This window comes from Paraconexibacter sp. (assembly GCF_059438195.1).
In genome coordinates, this window is the sequence record NZ_JBLKKY010000080.1 from 1 (window position 1) to 16270 (window position 16270).

17 protein-coding genes, 3 tRNA genes and 1 pseudogene are annotated in these 16270 nt (G+C 74.2%); 13 read left to right on the plus strand and 8 right to left on the minus strand.

Features of this window, described 5'->3' with window-relative positions; all coding sequences use genetic code 11:
- Positions 1–347 precede the first annotated feature (347 nt).
- A pseudogene (locus ACME2J_RS19560) lies at positions 348–491 on the minus strand (YdeI/OmpD-associated family protein); the annotation flags it as partial.
- Between the two features lie 260 nt (positions 492–751).
- On the opposite strand from ACME2J_RS19560, the gene ACME2J_RS19565 reads away from it, so the two are divergent.
- Positions 752–1765 carry a hypothetical protein gene (locus tag ACME2J_RS19565; RefSeq protein ID WP_495546627.1) on the plus strand — a complete coding sequence of 338 codons (1014 nt, stop codon included), beginning with the start codon at positions 752–754 and terminating at the stop codon, positions 1763–1765.
- A gap of 18 nt (positions 1766–1783) precedes the next feature.
- On the opposite strand, the gene ACME2J_RS19570 is transcribed toward ACME2J_RS19565, so the two are convergent.
- A complete protein-coding gene (locus ACME2J_RS19570; RefSeq protein WP_495546628.1) occupies positions 1784–2896 on the minus strand; it encodes a hypothetical protein in 1113 nt (370 codons plus the stop codon).
- 370 nt (positions 2897–3266) lie between these two features.
- A tRNA-His gene (locus ACME2J_RS19575) sits at positions 3267–3339 on the minus strand.
- Between the two features lie 83 nt (positions 3340–3422).
- Here ACME2J_RS19575 and ACME2J_RS19580 point away from each other — a divergent pair.
- From ACME2J_RS19580 to ACME2J_RS19590, 3 genes are all read left to right on the plus strand, one after another.
- Complete coding sequence (locus ACME2J_RS19580; protein ID WP_495546629.1) at positions 3423–4250, plus strand: DUF892 family protein; 828 nt, start codon at positions 3423–3425, stop codon at positions 4248–4250.
- Positions 4247–5269, plus strand: a complete 1023-nt coding sequence (locus ACME2J_RS19585) for a hypothetical protein (protein WP_495546630.1) — start codon at positions 4247–4249, stop codon at positions 5267–5269. Before ACME2J_RS19580 ends, ACME2J_RS19585 begins: the two co-directional genes overlap by 4 nt.
- Positions 5270–5521: 252 nt before the next feature.
- A complete protein-coding gene (locus ACME2J_RS19590) occupies positions 5522–6739 on the plus strand; it encodes an MFS transporter (RefSeq protein ID WP_495546643.1) in 1218 nt (405 codons plus the stop codon).
- On the opposite strand, the gene ACME2J_RS19595 is transcribed toward ACME2J_RS19590, so the two are convergent.
- Positions 6701–6774, minus strand: a tRNA-Arg gene (locus ACME2J_RS19595). The two genes, ACME2J_RS19590 and ACME2J_RS19595, sit on opposite strands and share 39 nt — an antisense overlap.
- Positions 6775–6800: 26 nt before the next feature.
- A tRNA-Pro gene (locus ACME2J_RS19600) sits at positions 6801–6875 on the minus strand.
- Positions 6876–7008: 133 nt separating this feature from the next.
- Here ACME2J_RS19600 and ACME2J_RS19605 point away from each other — a divergent pair.
- Genes ACME2J_RS19605 through ACME2J_RS19615 form a run of 3 tightly spaced genes read left to right on the plus strand, consistent with a single transcriptional unit; the run spans position 7009 to position 8742 of the window.
- Positions 7009–7698, plus strand: a complete 690-nt coding sequence (locus tag ACME2J_RS19605) for a CAP domain-containing protein (RefSeq protein WP_495546631.1) — start codon at positions 7009–7011, stop codon at positions 7696–7698.
- A 56-nt stretch (positions 7699–7754) separates the two neighbouring features.
- Positions 7755–8159, plus strand: coding sequence for an OsmC family protein (locus ACME2J_RS19610; protein WP_495546632.1), 405 nt, complete (start codon positions 7755–7757; stop codon positions 8157–8159).
- Positions 8131–8742, plus strand: a complete 612-nt coding sequence (locus ACME2J_RS19615; protein ID WP_495546633.1) for an NUDIX hydrolase — start codon at positions 8131–8133, stop codon at positions 8740–8742. Before ACME2J_RS19610 ends, ACME2J_RS19615 begins: the two co-directional genes overlap by 29 nt.
- Positions 8743–8757: 15 nt before the next feature.
- Here ACME2J_RS19615 and ACME2J_RS19620 read toward each other — a convergent pair whose 3' ends face one another.
- Entirely contained in the window at positions 8758–9270 is a 513-nt protein-coding gene (locus tag ACME2J_RS19620; protein WP_495546634.1) for an NAD(P)H-binding protein, read from the minus strand.
- Positions 9267–9680 carry a hypothetical protein gene (locus tag ACME2J_RS19625; RefSeq protein ID WP_495546635.1) on the minus strand — a complete coding sequence of 138 codons (414 nt, stop codon included), beginning with the start codon at positions 9678–9680 and terminating at the stop codon, positions 9267–9269. The genes ACME2J_RS19620 and ACME2J_RS19625 overlap by 4 nt, the downstream gene beginning before the upstream one ends.
- Positions 9681–9779: 99 nt before the next feature.
- On the opposite strand from ACME2J_RS19625, the gene ACME2J_RS19630 reads away from it, so the two are divergent.
- Genes ACME2J_RS19630 through ACME2J_RS19650 form a run of 5 tightly spaced genes read left to right on the plus strand, consistent with a single transcriptional unit; the run spans position 9780 to position 14597 of the window.
- Positions 9780–10940, plus strand: coding sequence for an acyl-CoA dehydrogenase family protein (locus ACME2J_RS19630; RefSeq protein ID WP_495546636.1), 1161 nt, complete (start codon positions 9780–9782; stop codon positions 10938–10940).
- A complete protein-coding gene (locus ACME2J_RS19635; protein WP_495546637.1) occupies positions 10937–12535 on the plus strand; it encodes a 3-hydroxyacyl-CoA dehydrogenase NAD-binding domain-containing protein in 1599 nt (532 codons plus the stop codon). Before ACME2J_RS19630 ends, ACME2J_RS19635 begins: the two co-directional genes overlap by 4 nt.
- A gap of 57 nt (positions 12536–12592) precedes the next feature.
- A complete protein-coding gene (locus tag ACME2J_RS19640) occupies positions 12593–13078 on the plus strand; it encodes an RNA polymerase sigma factor (protein WP_495546638.1) in 486 nt (161 codons plus the stop codon).
- Positions 13075–13710: a methylated-DNA--[protein]-cysteine S-methyltransferase gene (locus ACME2J_RS19645; protein WP_495546639.1), complete on the plus strand. Its 636-nt coding sequence runs from the start codon at positions 13075–13077 to the stop codon at positions 13708–13710. The genes ACME2J_RS19640 and ACME2J_RS19645 overlap by 4 nt, the downstream gene beginning before the upstream one ends.
- 41 nt (positions 13711–13751) lie before the next feature.
- Positions 13752–14597, plus strand: coding sequence for an FkbM family methyltransferase (locus ACME2J_RS19650; protein WP_495546640.1), 846 nt, complete (start codon positions 13752–13754; stop codon positions 14595–14597).
- A gap of 36 nt (positions 14598–14633) precedes the next feature.
- Here the strand turns inward: ACME2J_RS19650 and ACME2J_RS19655 are convergent, their stop codons facing one another.
- On the minus strand, positions 14634–15491 hold the full coding sequence (locus tag ACME2J_RS19655; protein ID WP_495546641.1) for an oxidoreductase: 858 nt from the start codon (positions 15489–15491) through the stop codon (positions 14634–14636).
- Between the two features lie 66 nt (positions 15492–15557).
- On the opposite strand from ACME2J_RS19655, the gene ACME2J_RS19660 reads away from it, so the two are divergent.
- A complete protein-coding gene (locus tag ACME2J_RS19660; protein ID WP_495546642.1) occupies positions 15558–16199 on the plus strand; it encodes a TetR/AcrR family transcriptional regulator in 642 nt (213 codons plus the stop codon).
- The last annotated feature ends 71 nt before the right edge of the window (positions 16200–16270 follow it).

The following is a 16270-nucleotide window of genomic DNA, read 5'->3' on the forward strand; positions in this document are numbered from 1 at the left end:
GCGAGGTCGTGCCGTTGCGCACCCCCTCACGCAGCACGTCCCCCGTCGCCGCGACCCCGAACGGCGCCGCGATGACCGCGATCGCGATACTCGCGCTGAGCACGGGGCCGTACCTGCCTCGACCCCGGAGCCTCCTCGCGGGGCGTCGCCCGCTCGGCTCCGACGCGCGTTCGAGGGCGTCCGCCCATTCGGACTCGGACGGGGTTCGTCGTGGCTCGGTCATGTCGTCCCCTTCGTCGCGGTTACCCGCCGACACTCTCACCCGGGCTCTGCCGCGACAAGGCGGACGCGCGTCTCGACGATCGACGGGCGTGGAGCGCCCGACCGTTCGCCGCTGCCGGCCCAGCTCAGCTCCGCGGTCGCTCCTCGTCGGCGCGCACGTTCTCGGCCGCCTTCGACGCGATCTCCTCGATGCGGCGGCGGCGCGTCTCGGGCGTCTTCGCGCTCTCGACCCACCACAAGTGGCCGCGCTTCACCGAGGGCGGGAAGGCGTCCCAGTGCTCGCGTGCACGGGGATCGGCGTCGAGCGCCGCGGCGAGGTCCTCGGGCTGTACGAGCGCCTCGACCGCGTCGAGCGCCGCCCACGAGCCGTCGGCTAGACGGTCCGCAACTCCCTCGACCTCGCGACGTTCTCCCGTACATGCGGTCTCGCCTCGCGACCCTTCTCCCGGTCCTGGGGCTGCTGGCCGCTCCCGCCCCGGCAGCTGCGGCAACGTGGTCGCCGGTCGAGCGGTCGATCCTGCCGGTGTCGATGGCAAGCGCTGGGTCCGCGCTGGCGTGGTCGACACCGGACTCGCCGAATCCGCTCCTGCATGCCGGTGACTTCGACGTGACCGTCGAGGTCTCGGGCCGGCACGTCGAGCTCGAGCAGCCGGCGGTGATGGGCCCGCGGGACCTCACGCTCGGCCGGGTCGGCGGGCGACTGATCGTCGTCCATTCGGTGTGTCCCGCGGACCGCACGCCGTTCAGCCCGCGTAGCGCGTTCAGTCCGCGTCACGTCGGCCCGGTCCTCAGCGGCGCGCGGTTCGCCCGCGACGGGTGCGAGCTGAAGGGCATCGACGTGAGCACCGGCCGCGACGCGACGATCGGTGCCGTGAAGCGGGGAGGGTCGGCGTTCTCACCGGCACTGGACGGCCGCTGGCTGGCTTACGTGTGGAGCCCGACGAGCTACGGCGACACCGGTCGCGCGCGGTTCGAGCTGCGCGTGCTCGACCTGCGCACCGGCCGCGACCGCGCCCTGCGGCCCGGGCCGGCCGGAGTGAGCACGCCGCCGCCCCCGCGTTCAGGGCTCACCGCCCGGCTGAGCGGAGGCCCCGCCGGGCTCTCGCTCGCAGGGAACGTCCTCGCCGCCCGGTGGACCTGGACCGGCGGGGACGGCTCGGCGCGCCAGGCGATCTACCGCTACGACCTCCCCAGCGGCAAGAGGACGCGACTCACGCGCGTCAGCCAGCGTCCGATCGGCGTCGGCAGCCCGCTTGACGACTACAACCAGATCACACCTCCCTCGGTGTCCGACGGCCGCGTCTGGTGGGCGCGCTGGGGCAAGGTCGACCAGCTCATCGGAGAAGCGAGGTCGGGAGGCCGCACGACGCGGCGGCTCCCGGTGGGGAGCTCGGGAGAGCCGCAGGCGCCGGTCGAGGTCGCGATGACGCGCACCGGGCCGTCCTTCTCGCTCATGACCCCGGCGGGCCCCGCCGGCTCCTGCGGCGAGAACCGCGACGGGCGCCCCGAGGCCCGCAAGTGCGGGATCTACCGGCTGGAGTGACCTGCCTGCGCGTCCGGCTCAGGGCTCGTCCGTCCACGGCACCGCGTCGTCGCGGACGATCGTGCTCGCTTCGCTCCACGAGAAGATGTCCGCGGGCACGCCCGCCCACGTGACGCCGCCGCTCGTGGCGGTGTCGACGAGGAGGGAGGGTCCGGGAGCGGCCTGCGGAGGGCCGCCGGCGATGTCACGGCGCAGCAGGCGACTGGACGCGGGCAGCGGTCCGTCGGAGGGGATCCGCACGCGCGCCTCCCCGTAGAAGAGACGGCCGTTGGACATCCGCGGCGACAGGAACGTGATGTAGCTGCCCTGCCCCTTCCACGCGAGCCGGTCGACGACCTCGTGGCTCCCGCCGACGGTGTCGAGGCGGACTTCCGTGACGCCCGCCGGGTTGCGCGCTCCGTCCGGGAGCTGCGTCGCGCGGTTCCACACGAACGCGAGACGGCGCCCGTAGAGGTCGAGCCGCATCGGTCCCGGGAGGCCCGAGACGCCCCGCGCGCCGCCGGGCTGACGACGCGACGTCGTCCCCTCCCCGATCCGCCGCACATAGAGATACGGGTACACGCCGCGATCGCCGTCGCGGCGCTCGTAGACGCGGGCGAAGGCGACCTCGTCGCGCCAGACCGAGGGCAGCACCTCCGAGGCCTGATCGGTGCTCGCCCCCTCGATCCGCCGCTCTCGACCGTCGGCGAAGTCGTAGCGGTACAGGTCGCACCCGCGATGGGTCGTCCACGCCGGATATGGCGGCGCGTACGGTGCTGAGCGGATGCCGAGGCTCGACGGCCCGCGGCTCTCGCAGCGGCTGTACGCCGCGACGACGCGGCCGTCCTCGTCGATCCCGAGGTCGACGTCGAAGGGCCGACCCGTGCTCGGCGCGATCGGAAGACGCACCTCGCGGCCGTCGACCAGCGCCGTGAGGCGATACAGCCGCTGGGTCTGGTCGGTCTCGTTGAACACCGTCACGCCGCCCAGGCTGTCCATCACCGGAAGCACGTACCTGCTCGGTGCGAACCCCCCGAACTCCGAGCTCACCACGGGCGAGAAGGCGGCCTGCGCCGGCGACGTCGGCACCAGCCCGACGGCAGCCCACGCGAGCAGCGTCGCGAGCGAGCGGACGACGGATGAGCGACCCATGCGACCTACAACGTCGCCCCACGACAGAAGTCGCGTCTCGCCGCGGCGTCACCCAGTTCGCCCCGTCCGCGGCCGGCGGCGGCGCGGCGTCCGTCGTCCGGCCCATGAGCGCGAGCACGCGCTCGACCGCGTCGGCGTGCGCCCAAGCGCTCACCGTGAACCTGAACACGGCCTCGAAGCGGTCCTCACCGCTCTCGATGCTCACGGGCGAGCCCGCGTTCGCGGCCGTCGACGAAGCTGCTTTCGTCATCGGCCTCCCGCGTCGCGGACGTCGCCGCGAGGGTCGTCGACGGCGCCCGCGCGAGCGCGTCGCGCTGGGCTCGCGACCGCGAGAACGAGGAAACCCCGCCGCAGCGGGGCTTCCGTGAGGGGTGAGCGACGGGACTCGAACCCGCGACCGCCTGGACCACAACCAGGAGCTCTACCAGCTGAGCTACGCCCACCAAGGGCCGTGTCGGAGTGTAGATGGTCGCGCGATGGGAACGTTGTGACGAAGCGTCCACCCGAAAGAGGAGACACCTTTCCCATGGCCGAGTCCGGCACACCCACACGCGACGCCGTCCTCGTGAAGTACCTCAACGAGGTCTACGGCAAGGAGAAGCAGCTCGAGACGGCGCTCAAGGCGCAGATCTCCAACGCGAAGCGCGCCCAGCTGAAGAAGGGGCTCCAGGAGCACCTCAAGGTGACCAAGAGCCAGGCGAAGGCGCTCGAGAAGCGCATCAAGGCGCTCGGCGGCAAGGCCGAGGCCGCGCTCCACATCCCCGGCCCCGACATCGCCACGGAGGCGGCGGCGAAGGCGACAAGCGCGGCCAACAAGGCCGTCGCCGCCGCGAAGGGACCGATGCAGGCGATCCGCGGGACGAGCGACGCCGACTCGGACCTTCGCCACGCCCGCGACGGCTACTGGAACGAGGCCGAGGAGATCGCCCACTACGCGGCGATCGAGACGCTCGCCGAGGCGCTCGGCGACAAGGAGACGGTGAAGCTCGCGAAGGCGCACCGCAAGGACGAGGAGAAGATGCAGCGCCTCCTCGAGCGGGAGATCACCGCGCTCGTCAAGCAGGTCGTCAAGGAGGAGGTGCCGGCCGCCGAGCGGCGGGCCGCGAACGGCGCGTCCACGCGCCGCCGCAGCACCTCGAGCCGGCGGTCCTCGAGCAGCAGCAGCGCCTCGTCGCGCAGCGGCTCGGCGAAGAAGTCGACGTCCTCGACACGCCGCTCGAGCGCGTCGTCGCGGTCGACCGGCAGCTCGCGGTCGACCGGCAGCTCGTCGCGGAAGTCCGCCTCGAGCTCCTCGCGGAGCGGCGGGAGCAGCAGGTCGACCCGATCGCGAGGGAGCACCAAGAGCGGCTCGTGAGCACCGACGACGTCGGGTTCGAGCTCGACGACATCGCCCGCGACGAGGACCGTCTCGTCATCAGCGGGCGATGGTCCGGCGTGCGCGGACGGCGGTTCGTCCGCCCGAGCCTCCTCCGCGGGGGCGAGGCGACGCTCGCCCTTCTCGACGACAAGCCGTGGGATGCCGGGAACGTGCCGTGGCGCGCCGCCTTCCCCTGGCAGGGCGACGACCCCGACCCGTCCGACCTCGAGCTCTCGGTGGCGCCCGACGTCACCGTCCCGCTCGGTGGGGGCAAGGCCTCCGGCGCCGCCGAACACGTGGACCAGGGCACGGACGCCCGCAGGGCGCGCACGGCCGCCGGGCGCGAGCGCGACCATGCGCTCGCGCGCCTCGCGGAGGCGGAGCGCGACCGCGAGGCCGCGCTCCGCACGCGGCAGCGCATGGAGACCGTCGCGGAGACCGAGAGGACGGCCCGCGAGGAGGCCGAGTCGGTGCTCGCCCGCGAGCGGGAGGGCCGGCTCGCCGCCGAGCGACGCGAGGAGGGCATGCGCTCGCGCCTCGCCGAGGCCGAGACGGCGCGCGACGACGCGAGCCGGGCGCTCCGCGCCGCCGAGGGCGAGCGGAGCGCCGCGCAGGAGCAGGCGGAGCGTGCCCAGCGCCGCAGTGACGAGGCTGACGCGGAGCGCGACCGTCTCCGCGGGCTCCTCAACGAGGCGGTGCTCGCCCGCGAGTCGGCCGAGCGACGCCTGCGGTCACTGGAATCCGCGGCCGCCCAGCACGACGCGCCCGCGAGCGACCCGACCCCGGAGAGCGACGACGAGGGGGACCGCGCGGCCGATGACGGCGACGACGCCACTCCCCTCGGCGTGCGGCGCATCCCCGCCGTCCGCGCGGCCGCCGACGACCTCCTCCGGGGCCCCGAGCGCTCGCCCGCGGTCACCAAGTACGACATCTGGGCGCTCCGCATCCTCGGCGGCATCGCCGCCGTCTGCTTCATCGGGATCCTGCTCGCCATCCTCGTGTCCCTCCTCGCCTGACGCGACGGCGGGGAGAGGTCGACGCGGGCGCGTCCGGGCTCGAGCGGACGGCGCGCGGGACGCGGACCCGACGCGCGATGATCGCCGGGAGCGCCCCGCTCTCCCGTGACGACCGACGACGACACCGACCGCCTCTCCCACTGGCACGGCCGTCGCCGGCACGCGCACGCCCACCGCGGGCCGCACCGCCATCTCCTGCGCTGGCGCGCCGCGCGCCGCGAGCCGCCGCCGGCGGGGCCGCTCGGCGACCCGGTGTACCGGCGGCTCTACGCCGCGCAGGTCGTCGCCCTCGCGGGCACCGGCCTCACCACCGTCGCGCTCAGCCTCCTCGCCTACGACCTCGCGGGCGCCGACGCCGGCGCCGTGCTCGGCGCCGCTCTCGCCCTCAAGATGGTCGCCTACGTCGGCGTCTCCCCCGTGTTCGCCGCGATCGCCCCCCGCTTCGATCGCCGGCGCATGCTCATCGCCCTCGACCTCGTGCGCGCCGGCGTCCTCGTCGCGATGCCGTTCGTCGACGAGGTCTGGCAAGCGCTCGCGCTCGTCTTCGTCGTCAACGCGTGCGCGGCCGGCTTCACGCCCGCCTTCCACGCCACCGTGCCGCTCGTCCTCGCCGACGAGCGCCGCTACACCCGCGCCCTCTCCCTCTCCCGCGTCGCGTACGACCTCGCCGATCTGCTCGCGCCCGCGGTCGCCGCCGGGCTGCTGCTCGTCATGGACTTCGAGCCCCTGTTCGTCCTCAACGCCGCGGCGTTCCTCGTCTCCGCGAGCCTCATCTCCTCGGTCACCCTGCCCCGCGGGCGCGCGCGGCCGCCCGGCGGGCGGACCTGGGCGGCCACCACGGCCGGCGCGCGGCGCTTCGCGCGGACGCGCGCGCTGCGCGTCGTCCTCGCGTTCGACCTCGCGGCGGCGGCGGGCAGCGCGATGGTCATCGTCAACACGGTCGTCCTCGTCCGCGAGGACCTCGAGCTCGGCCAGTCCGAGGTCGCCGTCGCCTTCGCCGTCGCGGGGGCGGGGTCCATCCTCACCGCCGCCCTGCTCCCGGCCCTCGTCGACCGGCGTGGGGAGCGCGCGGTCATGCTCCCCGGCGCCTGCGCGATCGGCGCCGGACTCCTCGCCGTCACGGTCCTCCCCGGCTACGCGGGCCTCCTCGGCGCGTGGCTCGTCGTCGGAGCGGGTCTCTCGGCGGTCCAGACCCCGATCGGCCGCATCCTCACCCGCTCCTCGACCGACGTGGACCGCGACCAGGTCTTCGCCGCGCAGTTCGCCCTCTCGCACGCGTGCTGGCTCCTCACCTATCCCGTCGCGGGGGTCGTGGGGACGCTCGTCGGCCTCGACGCGGTCGCGCTCGTCCTCGCCGGCGTCAGCCTCGCCGCCGCGACGGTCGCGGCGCTGCACGGGCGCGGGGTCGACGTCGCGACGCCGCCGGGACAGCACCCCCGGTTGGACTCGAACCAACGACCTGCCGATTAGAAGTCGGCTGCTCTCTCCAGCTGAGCTACGGGGGCAGAAGCGCACCGGGAGCCGGCGCGAATCGGGGCGGCCGGATTCGAACCGGCGACCTCCGCGTCCCAAACGCGGCGCGCTAACCAGGCTGCGCTACGCCCCGATGCCGTCCGCATGGTGCCACCGCAGCCGCTCCGGCGCGAGTCGGAGCGGCGGGGGTCCTCTCTACGACGTCCGTCCGCTCACGCCCCGGGACCGTCGCAGACACGCGAAGATCGTGCCGACGGCAGGGGTGTATGCGCACTCCCCACCGCACGCTCCTCGCCCTTCCGCTCTCCGTCGCAGCGCTCCTCGCGGGCGCCGCGCCCGCCCCGGCGGCGACGCTCCCTCTCCCGCTCCCGGGGGTCTGCCTCGAGGCCGGCGACCTGTCGATCGGCGACTGCCCGACCGAGGGTCCCGGCGCCGGCGAGACCCAGGAGCCCGGAGACCCGGACCTCACGCGCCGCGGCTGCCGCAACGCGCTCCTGCGACCGACGCACGACAACCTCCGGCACATCCGCCGCGCGACCGTGTGCCTCGTCAACAAGGAGCGCACGAAGCGCGACCGCAAGAAGGTGAAGGCCCACAGCACGCTGCGGAAGGCCGCGGCCCGCTACGCCGACGAGATGGTCGACGAGCACTTCTTCGACCACGTCTCCCCCGAGGGCAGCACGCTCACCTCGCGCGTGAAGCGCACCTCGTACCTGCGCTCGAGCCGCATCCGCCGCTGGTACCTCGGCGAGAACCTCGCCTGGGGCACCGGCACCCGCGCGACCCCGCTCGAGATCGTCGAGTCCTGGATGGACTCCGACGGCCACCGCCGCAACATCCTCACCAAGCGCTTCCGCGAGCTCGGCGTCGGCGTCGTCATCGGGACGCCGGAGAGCGGCGAGGGCGAAGGCGCCACGTACGTCCACGTCTTCGGACGCCGGATCCGCGGGCGCTGACGTCGCCGATGCCGTCACGTCGGAGCCCGACTGGTCACAGGCGTAGCATCACGTCCATGAAGGCCACCTCTTCCCGCTCGGGCGCGTTCCGACAGACGATCGCCATCCGCGACCATGCGCTCACCGTCGACGAGCCCGCGGACCTCGGCGGCGACGACACGGGGCCGACCCCCCAGGAGCTGCTCGCCGCCAGCCTCGCCTCGTGCACCGCGATCACGATGGAGATGTACGCGCAGCGCAAGGGCTGGGACGTGAAGGACCTCGCCGTGACCTGCGAGTACACGCCCGCGGACCGCGGATGCCCGACGAAGTTCGAGCTCGTCCTCAGGATCCCGTCGCACCTCGACGACGAGCAGGTCGAGCGTCTCAAGGTCATCGCCGCGAAGTGCCCCGTGCACCGGATCCTCGACGGCGAGGTCATGTTCGACGAGCGTGTCGAGCGCGTCTCCCTCGCCGGCTGAGTCGCTCGGGCGGACGCTCGAGCCGATCCTCCTCGATCCCGCCGAGGCGGCGGGGCTCGAGGTCCACGGGCGCACGCGCGCCGCCGTCCTCGTGCCGCTGTACGTCGAGGACGGCGCGCTCCACGCCGTCTTCACCCGGCGCCGCTCCGACATGCGCCGGCATGCGGGCGAGATCAGCTTCCCCGGCGGCCGCCGCGACGACGAGGACCCGACCCTCCTCCACACCGCCCTGCGCGAGAGCCACGAGGAGATCGGGCTGCCCGCCGACGCGGTGCGGGTCGTCGGCGCCCTCCAGCCGACGCCGACGATCGCGACGAACTACGCGGTCTATCCGTTCGTCGGGATCATCGAGCCCGGCCACGAGTGGGTGCCGTCGCACGGCGAGGTCGCCGAGATCCTCGAGCTCGGCCTGCGCGACCTCCGCGACGGCCGCGACCGGCGACGTCTCATCCGCCGGGGCGTCCCCTTCCGCACGGACGTCTTCGTCGTCGGCGAGCAGCTCGTGTGGGGCGCGACCGCGCGGATCCTCTCCGATCTCCTCGCCCGGCTCCCCGAGGAGCTCCTCAGCCCCGTGGCGCGCTGAGCCGCGCGTCCCGCCTCAGCGGGAGGGGACCGCGCGCTCGGCGCCGAGGAGCGAGTCGATCGCCGCGCGCGCGGCGCGCACCCAGCCCTCCGTGTCGGCGGGGTCGTGCTCGACCCATGCGAAGGGGATCTCGTTCGTCTCGAACGCCCAGCGCACGACGTCGCGGCCGGACTCGAGCAGGTCGTCGTCGACGCTCCCCGTCGCCTCGAAGACGACGCCGCGGACGGTCGTGTCCGTCGTCTTCTCGAGCATCATCTTCAGGCGGGAGCCGAAGAGCGGCTCGAGGGCCTCGCGCGAGCCCGTCGCCGAGCCGAGCGCCCACACGAGGACCGTGACGTTCTCGAGCGCGTAGCGGAGCGTCCCCACGACGTCGGGATCGCCGATCCAGCACTCGGCCCCGGCGGCCTCGAGCGTCTCGCGGCGGCCCTCGTCGCGCGTCACCGCGCGGACCGCATGCCCCTCGGCGACGAGGGAGCGGGTGAGCGCCAGCCCGCGCTCGCTGCCGGCGCCGACGAGGAGGACCCTCATGCGTCCTCCCCGGTCATCTGCGCCTTGAAGTCCTCGAAGGAGATCTCGTCGAGTCCCTTCGCACGCCGGCGGGCGTTCTTCGCCTCGAGCACCTGTCGCATCTCCTCGTCCTGGCCGTGGGCGGCCTCGTCCTCGTGCCGCCGGGCATGGGCGGCCATCTCGGCATCGACGATCGCACGCATGCTGTCCTCCGTGACCTCCGGCTCACCGCGGCGGCGGCGACGGCGGTTGGCGACCTCGAGGAGCTGGTCGAGCTCGTCGATCTCGTTCTGCGCCTCCACGTCGGGCGAGCGCGTCGGCTGCCAGTCGATGACGTCGGCCCCCGACCCCGGGTAGGCGCGGCCGAGCAGGTACAGCGCCACGAAGAGGCCCGCGGTGCCGCCGAGCATGATGACCGCGAACGCGCTCATGACCCCCCGAGTGTACGGGTCGCCCGACGGTGCTCCTGGGCCGTCGGCTCTGCCGCGATCCGGTGCGATAGCGTCGCGCGCGCCAACTCGGAGGAGACCATGGACTTCGACCTCACGGACGAGCAGCGTCTCGTCCGCGACACCGCCCGCGAGTTCGCGGACCGCGAGATCGCGCCGCGCGCACGGGACAACTCGCGCAACGAGCACTTCGACACCGACCTCGTCGCGAAGATCGCCGCGCAGGGCTACCTCGGGGCGATCGTCCCGCGCGAGTACGGCGGCGCCGGACTCGACTACGTCACCTACGGCCTCGTCGTCGAGCACGTCGGCCGCGCGTGCAGCGCGATGCGCACGGTCGTCAGCGTCCAGACCTCGCTCGTCTGCTCGATCATCGTGAAGTTCGGGACCGAGGAGCAGAAGCGCGACCTCCTCCCCCGGCTCTGCTCCGGCGAGATCCTCGGCTGCTTCGCGCTCACCGAGCCGGACACCGGCTCCGACGCCGCGAACCAGAAGACGCGCGCGACCCGGACGGCCGACGGCTGGCGCCTCAACGGGTCGAAGATGTGGATCAGCAACGGCGACGTCGCGAAGGTCGCGCTCGTCTTCGCGCAGACCGACCCGAGCCTCGGGCACAAGGGGCTCGCGTGCTTCGTCGTCGACACCGACCAGCCGGGCTTCCAGCCGACGCCCATCCACGGGAAGATGGGCATGCACGCCGCCGACACGGCCGCGATCTCGCTCGACGACGTCGAGGTCCCGGCCGACGCGGTCCTCGGCGAGATCGGCGACGGGTTCAAGGTCGCGATGACCGCGCTCGACTCGGGCCGCTACTCCGTCGCCGCCGGCTGCGTCGGCATCTGCCAGGGATGCCTCGACGAGTCCGTCTCCTACGCGAAGGAGCGCGAGCAGTTCGGGCGGCCGATCGCCTCCTTCCAGCTCGTGCAGGCGATGATCGCCGAGATCCGGGTGAAGACCGACGCGGCGCGGATGCTCGTCCAGCGCGCCGGCTGGCTGAAGGACATGGGCCGGCCGAACACGACCGAGACGTCGATCGCGAAGCTCTTCGCGACCGAGGCGGCCGTGTGGTGCGCCAACGAGGCGATCCAGGTGCACGGGGGCGCCGGCTACGTCGATGACCACCCCGTCGAACGCTATTTCCGAGACTCGAGGGTGACCACGTTGTACGAAGGCACGTCGCAGATCCAGAAGCTCATCATCGGCCGCGCGGAGACCGGCATCAACGCCATGGTGCCCGCATGAGCGCGGTCGAGCCGATCGGCGTCGTCGGCGCCGGGACGATGGGCGCGGGCATCGCCGAGGCGGCCGCCCGCAGCGGACTGCGCGCCGTGCTGCACGACCCGGTCGACGGGGCGATCGAGGCCGGCCTCGCGCGGATCGAGAAGAGCGTCGCGCGCTCGGTGGAGAAGGGCCGCATGTCCGAGGACGAGGGGCGCGCGATCGTCGAGCGCGTCACCGCGGCGCCGGCGGTCTCCGACCTCGCCGCGGCGGGCTGCCCCCTCGTCGTCGAGGCCGCGCCCGAGAGCCTCGACCTCAAGCACGAGATCTTCCGCGCGCTCTCCGAGGCCCTCCCGGACGCGGTCCTCGCGTCGAACACCTCGTCGATCCCGATCACCGCGATCGCACCGGCGGCGGCGACCCCGGCGAACGTCGTCGGGATGCACTTCTTCAACCCGCCGCCGGTCATGAAGCTCGTCGAGGTCATCGCGGGCGTCGAGTCCTCCGAGCAGGCGCTCGACGTCGCGCGGCGCGCCGGCGAGGCGCTCGGCAAGCGGGTCGTCGACGCCGCCGACGTCCCGGGCTTCCTCGTCAACCGCACGAACCGGCCGTTCCTCTGCGAGGCGCTCAAGCTCGTCACCGAGGGCGTCGCCGACGTCGCGACCGTCGACCGGATCTGCCGCCTCGGCGGCGGCTTCCGCATGGGCCCGTTCGAGCTCTCCGACCTCGTCGGCGTCGACGTCGGGCTCGCGGTCCAGAAGTCCTTCGACGAGCTGAGCTTCGGCGAGCCGCGATGGCGGCCGTTCCCGCTCCACGCGCGGACGGTCGCCGCGGGCCATCTCGGCCGGAAGACGGGGCGCGGCTGGTACGTCTACACCGACGGCCCGCACCGTCCCGAGGATCCGCCCGCGCCCGAGGCCGGCGGAGGCGACGACCGCCTCGTCGTCGTCGCCGGCGACCTCGTCATCGCCGACATCCTGCGGGAGCGCGCCACCGCCGCGGGCTGGCGGGTCGCCGAGCCGGGCGCGAGCGACGAGGTGCCGTTCCTCTGCCTCGACTGCGCCGCCGACCCCGAGGACGAGGTGCTGCAGGGCGCCCCGCGAGCGATCCTCCTCGCGGGCACGTCGCTCGTGAGCGCCGACGAGGGCGGCAACGCCGTCGGCTTCCACGCCCTCCCGCCGCTCGGCGACGCCCGCGCACCCGGGCTCGTCGAGCTCACGCGCGGGCGTGACACGGCCGATCCCGTCGCCGACGCGGCGCAGACGTTCTTCACGTCGCTCGGGCTCCACACCGAGTGGGTCGGCGACGCCGTCGGCGGCGTCCTCGGACGCATCGTCTGCCAGCTCGTCAACGAGGCGTCGTTCTCGCTCGGCGAGGGCGTCACCGACGACCCGGCGGCGCTCGACGACGGGATGGTCCTCGCGCTCAACCACCCGCGCGGGCCGGCGGCGTGGGGCGACCTCATCGGTCTCGACCACGTCTTCGGCGTGATCGCCGGCCTCCACGCCGAGACCGGCGAGGAGCGCTACCGCCCCGCGCCGCTGCTCCGCCGCCTCGTCCTCGAGGGCCGGCTCGGCGCTCCGACCGGGGAGGGATTCCACGTCCACGACGACGACTGACGTCGTGACGGCGGGCCGGCGTTCTCACATCCGGCGCCTCGGCGTCGTTGCACTGGTGTGAGCCCCCCGCCGTTCCAGCGCTTCCTCGAGGAGCACGCCGCCGTCGCGCGGCGGTTCCTCGTGGCGGCGGTCGGCCGCGATGAGGCCGACGACTGCCTGCAGGAGACGCTCATCGCGGCGCTGCGGGCCTACCCCCGTCTGCGTCCCGGCTCGAACGAGCGGGCGTGGCTCCTCACGATCGCCCACCGCAAGGCGCTCGACCACCACCGCGCCCGCGCGCGGCGCCCGGTCGCCGCCGGGGACGCCGTGCCGGAGAGCGCGGCGCCCGCGCAGCCGACGATCGCCGATCGCGACGACGAGCTCTGGGCGCGCGTCGGCTGCCTGCCGCCGAAGCAGCGAGCCGCCGTGCTGCTGCGCGTCGCGGGCGACCTGCAACACGCCGCGATCGCGGAGGCGCTCGACTGCAGCGAGGCGGCCGCACGCCGCTCGCTGCACGAAGGCCTCGCGACGCTGCGCCGAGAGATCGAGGAGGAGACGCGATGACCACCGCCGACGACCCTGACGCCGTGCCCGCCGGACTCGCCGCCCCGCCGGACGACCCCGCTGCGCTCGCGGCGGCGCTCGCCCGCTTCGCGGGTCTCGCCGCCGACCGAGCCGACGTCACCTACGCGCTCGTCGACTCCCCGGTCGGCGAGCTCGTCGCGGCCCGGACCGCCCGCGGGCTCGTGCGCCTCGCCTACTCCGACCTCCCCGGCGGCCGCGACGCCGTCCTCGACGACCTCGCCGCCCGCGTCTCGCCTCGCGTCCTCGAAGCGCCGGGCCGCCTCGACGACGTCCGCCGCGCCCTCGAGGAGTACTTCGAGGGCCGCCGCACGACGTTCGACCTCGCGCTCGACTGGTCGCTCGTCGGGGACTTCGGGCGGCGCGTGCTCGCCGCGACCGCGGACATCCCGTTCGGCGGGACGGCCACCTACGGCGAGATCGCCGCACGCGCGGGAGCGCCCGGCGGGGCGAGGGCCGCGGGCGGAGCCCTCGGCGGCAACCCGTTCCCGATCGTCGTCCCGTGCCACCGGGTGCTCGCCGCCGGCGGGCGCCTCGGCGGCTACACCGGCGGGACGGAGCGCAAGGAGCGGCTCCTCGCGGTCGAGGGGGTGCTCCCCGAGCGCCTCGGGTGACGGGGCGCCGGGGCTGCGGCGGGCCGTGCGAGGATCCCGGCGTGCCCGACGAGATCGCCGCCCGCCTGCGCTCGGCCGCCTACCGCGGCTACACCCGGCTCCCGCACGAGCGGGTCGCGCGGCTCGGCGGGACGTCGGCCGGCGGCGCCGCGCTCGGCGCCGTCGAGCGGGCGCTCGGCGGCGGCCCGGTCGTCGTGCGAAGCGGCCTCGGCCGCGGCCTGCGCCTCGACGGCCGCGCGTTCGGCGTGCGCCACGTCCAGGCCCACGGGCTCGTCCGCGGCGAGCTGGAGCCGAGCGTCCAGGAGGCGCTGCGGCGCTCGGTGCGCCCGGGCTCGGTCGTCTGCGACGTCGGCGCGAACCTCGGGTTCTTCACGCTTCTGCTCGCGCGCCTCGTCGGCCCGAGCGGCCACGTGCACGCCTTCGAGCCCTCGCCGCCGGACGCGGAGTCGGTGCGCCGCAACGTCGCGCTCAACGCGTTCACGAACGTGACGGTCCACGAGGCGGCGGTCGGCGCGCAGTCGGGCCGCGCCGAGTTCCTCCTCGTCGGCGAGCGGAGCTGGTCGCACCTCCGCGAGCGCGGGACGCACCCGCAGACACGGGGCTCCGTCGACGTCGAGGTCATCGCGCTCGACGACGTCGACTGGCCGGGCGGCGTCGCGCCGAGCCTCGTGAAGATGGACATCGAGGGCTCCGAGGTGCAGGCGCTCGCAGGGATGCGCCGCCTCCTCCACGAGCAGCGACCGGTCGTCGTCGTCGAGCTGCACGAGACGAACCGCGAGGTCGAGGCCGCCCTCTCGGAGGCCGGCTACGAGGTCGAGAACATCGACGGGCCCGAGCCCGTGAGCGAGGCGGGCCCGGTCCACGTCCTCGGTCGCCCGGCGCGCTGAGCGCCGGGCGGGCGGGCGGGCCTCGACGCCCGGCGTCTACGCGCTCCCGGGGCGCGGGAACTGCGTCGAGACGAACTTGTCCCACATGCCGTCGGTCATGAGCGCCCGCTGACCGACGAGGAGGTGCGCCGACGGCGTGACCCGCATGCGGATCTTCGGCCGGCGCGTCGTGATCGCCTTCTCGATCGCCTTCGCCACCGTCTCGGGGCCGCCGCCGAGCTTGGCGAGCGGGCCCTTCTCGTAGACCTGCGCCGTCGCCTGCGCGACCGCGCCGTTGAACTCGGCGTAGGGGCCGTCGCCGCCGGCGATCGCGTCGACCCCGCCCACCGCGGTCTCGCCGAACGACGTGCGGATGAGGCCCGGCTGGACGATGACGACGTCGACGCCGAAGCCCTTCACCTCGAAGCGGAGAGCGTCGCTGATCGCCTCGACGGCGTACTTCGTCGCGTGGTAGTAGCCGCCGCCCGGGAACGTGAAGTTCGCCCCCATCGAGCTGACGTTGACGATGCGGCCCCAGCGCTGCTCGCGCATGCCCGGCAGGACGAGCTGGCACATGCGGGCGAGGCCGAAGACGTTCGTCTCGAACTGCCGGCGGACCTCGTCCATGGGGACGGTCTCGATCGCGCCCGACTGGCTGTAGCCGGCGTTGTTGACGAGGACGCCGACGGCGCCCTCCGTCGCGACGACGTGATCGACCGCCGCCTGCATCGAGCCCTCGTCGGTGACGTCGAGGGCGAGCGTGCGGCAGCCGGCCTCCTCGAGGTCGGCGATCGACTCCGGTCGGCGCGCGGTCGCGTAGACGGTGTGACCCGACCGCGCGAGGTGGGTGGCGGTCGCCCGGCCGATGCCGGTCGAGCATCCGGTGATGAGAACGGCCTTCGAGGTCGTCGGCACGGCGGGTCTCCCTCCGATGGTGTCTATGCTGATCGGTCAGCATACAGATCGGCTATCGTCCTCGCCATGCCCGCGGAGCACGCGCCGACCTCCCACGACGAGCGGTCCGCCGCCACCCGCGCGAAGCTCGTCGCCGCCGCGGCGGCGCTCTTCGCGGAGCGCGGCTACGGGGGCGCGTCGGTCGCTCTCATCGGCGAGCGCGCCGGGATCAGCCGCGGCTCGATCTTCTGGCACTTCGGGTCGAAGGAGGGGCTGCTCTGGGCGGTCGTCGAGGACGCCTTCGACGCCTGGCGCCGCGGAGGGCTCATGGCCGACGTCGGCGAGGCGCGCGGACGCGAGGCGATCCGGCGGGCCCTCGACTCGCACCGCCGCTTCCTCGAGACGGGCGCCGAGCGCCTGCGCCTCTACTTCCTGCTCCTCTTCGAGGCGCTCGGCCCCCGCGCGGAGATCGCGCCGCGCTTCGCCGCGCTCTACGCCGCGATGCGCGACGACACCTCCGCGTGGATCGCGGCCGGCCAGCGCGCGGGCGAGCTGCGAGCCGACGTCGACCCGCGCGTCGTCGTCTCGCTCGTCACGGCCGCGCTCGCCGGTCTCGCGCAGCAGCACCTGCTCGACCCGGGGGCGATCGACCTCGACCGCGCCTACGCCGACCTCTTCGCGATCCTCGACCGCGGCCTCGGCCCGTCCCCGGGGCTGCAGGACGGCTGACGGCGAGGAGGGTTCGACGCGCCGGCGGCGTATCAGGACGTGCAGACGGCGATCCGCTGGCTACACGCGCA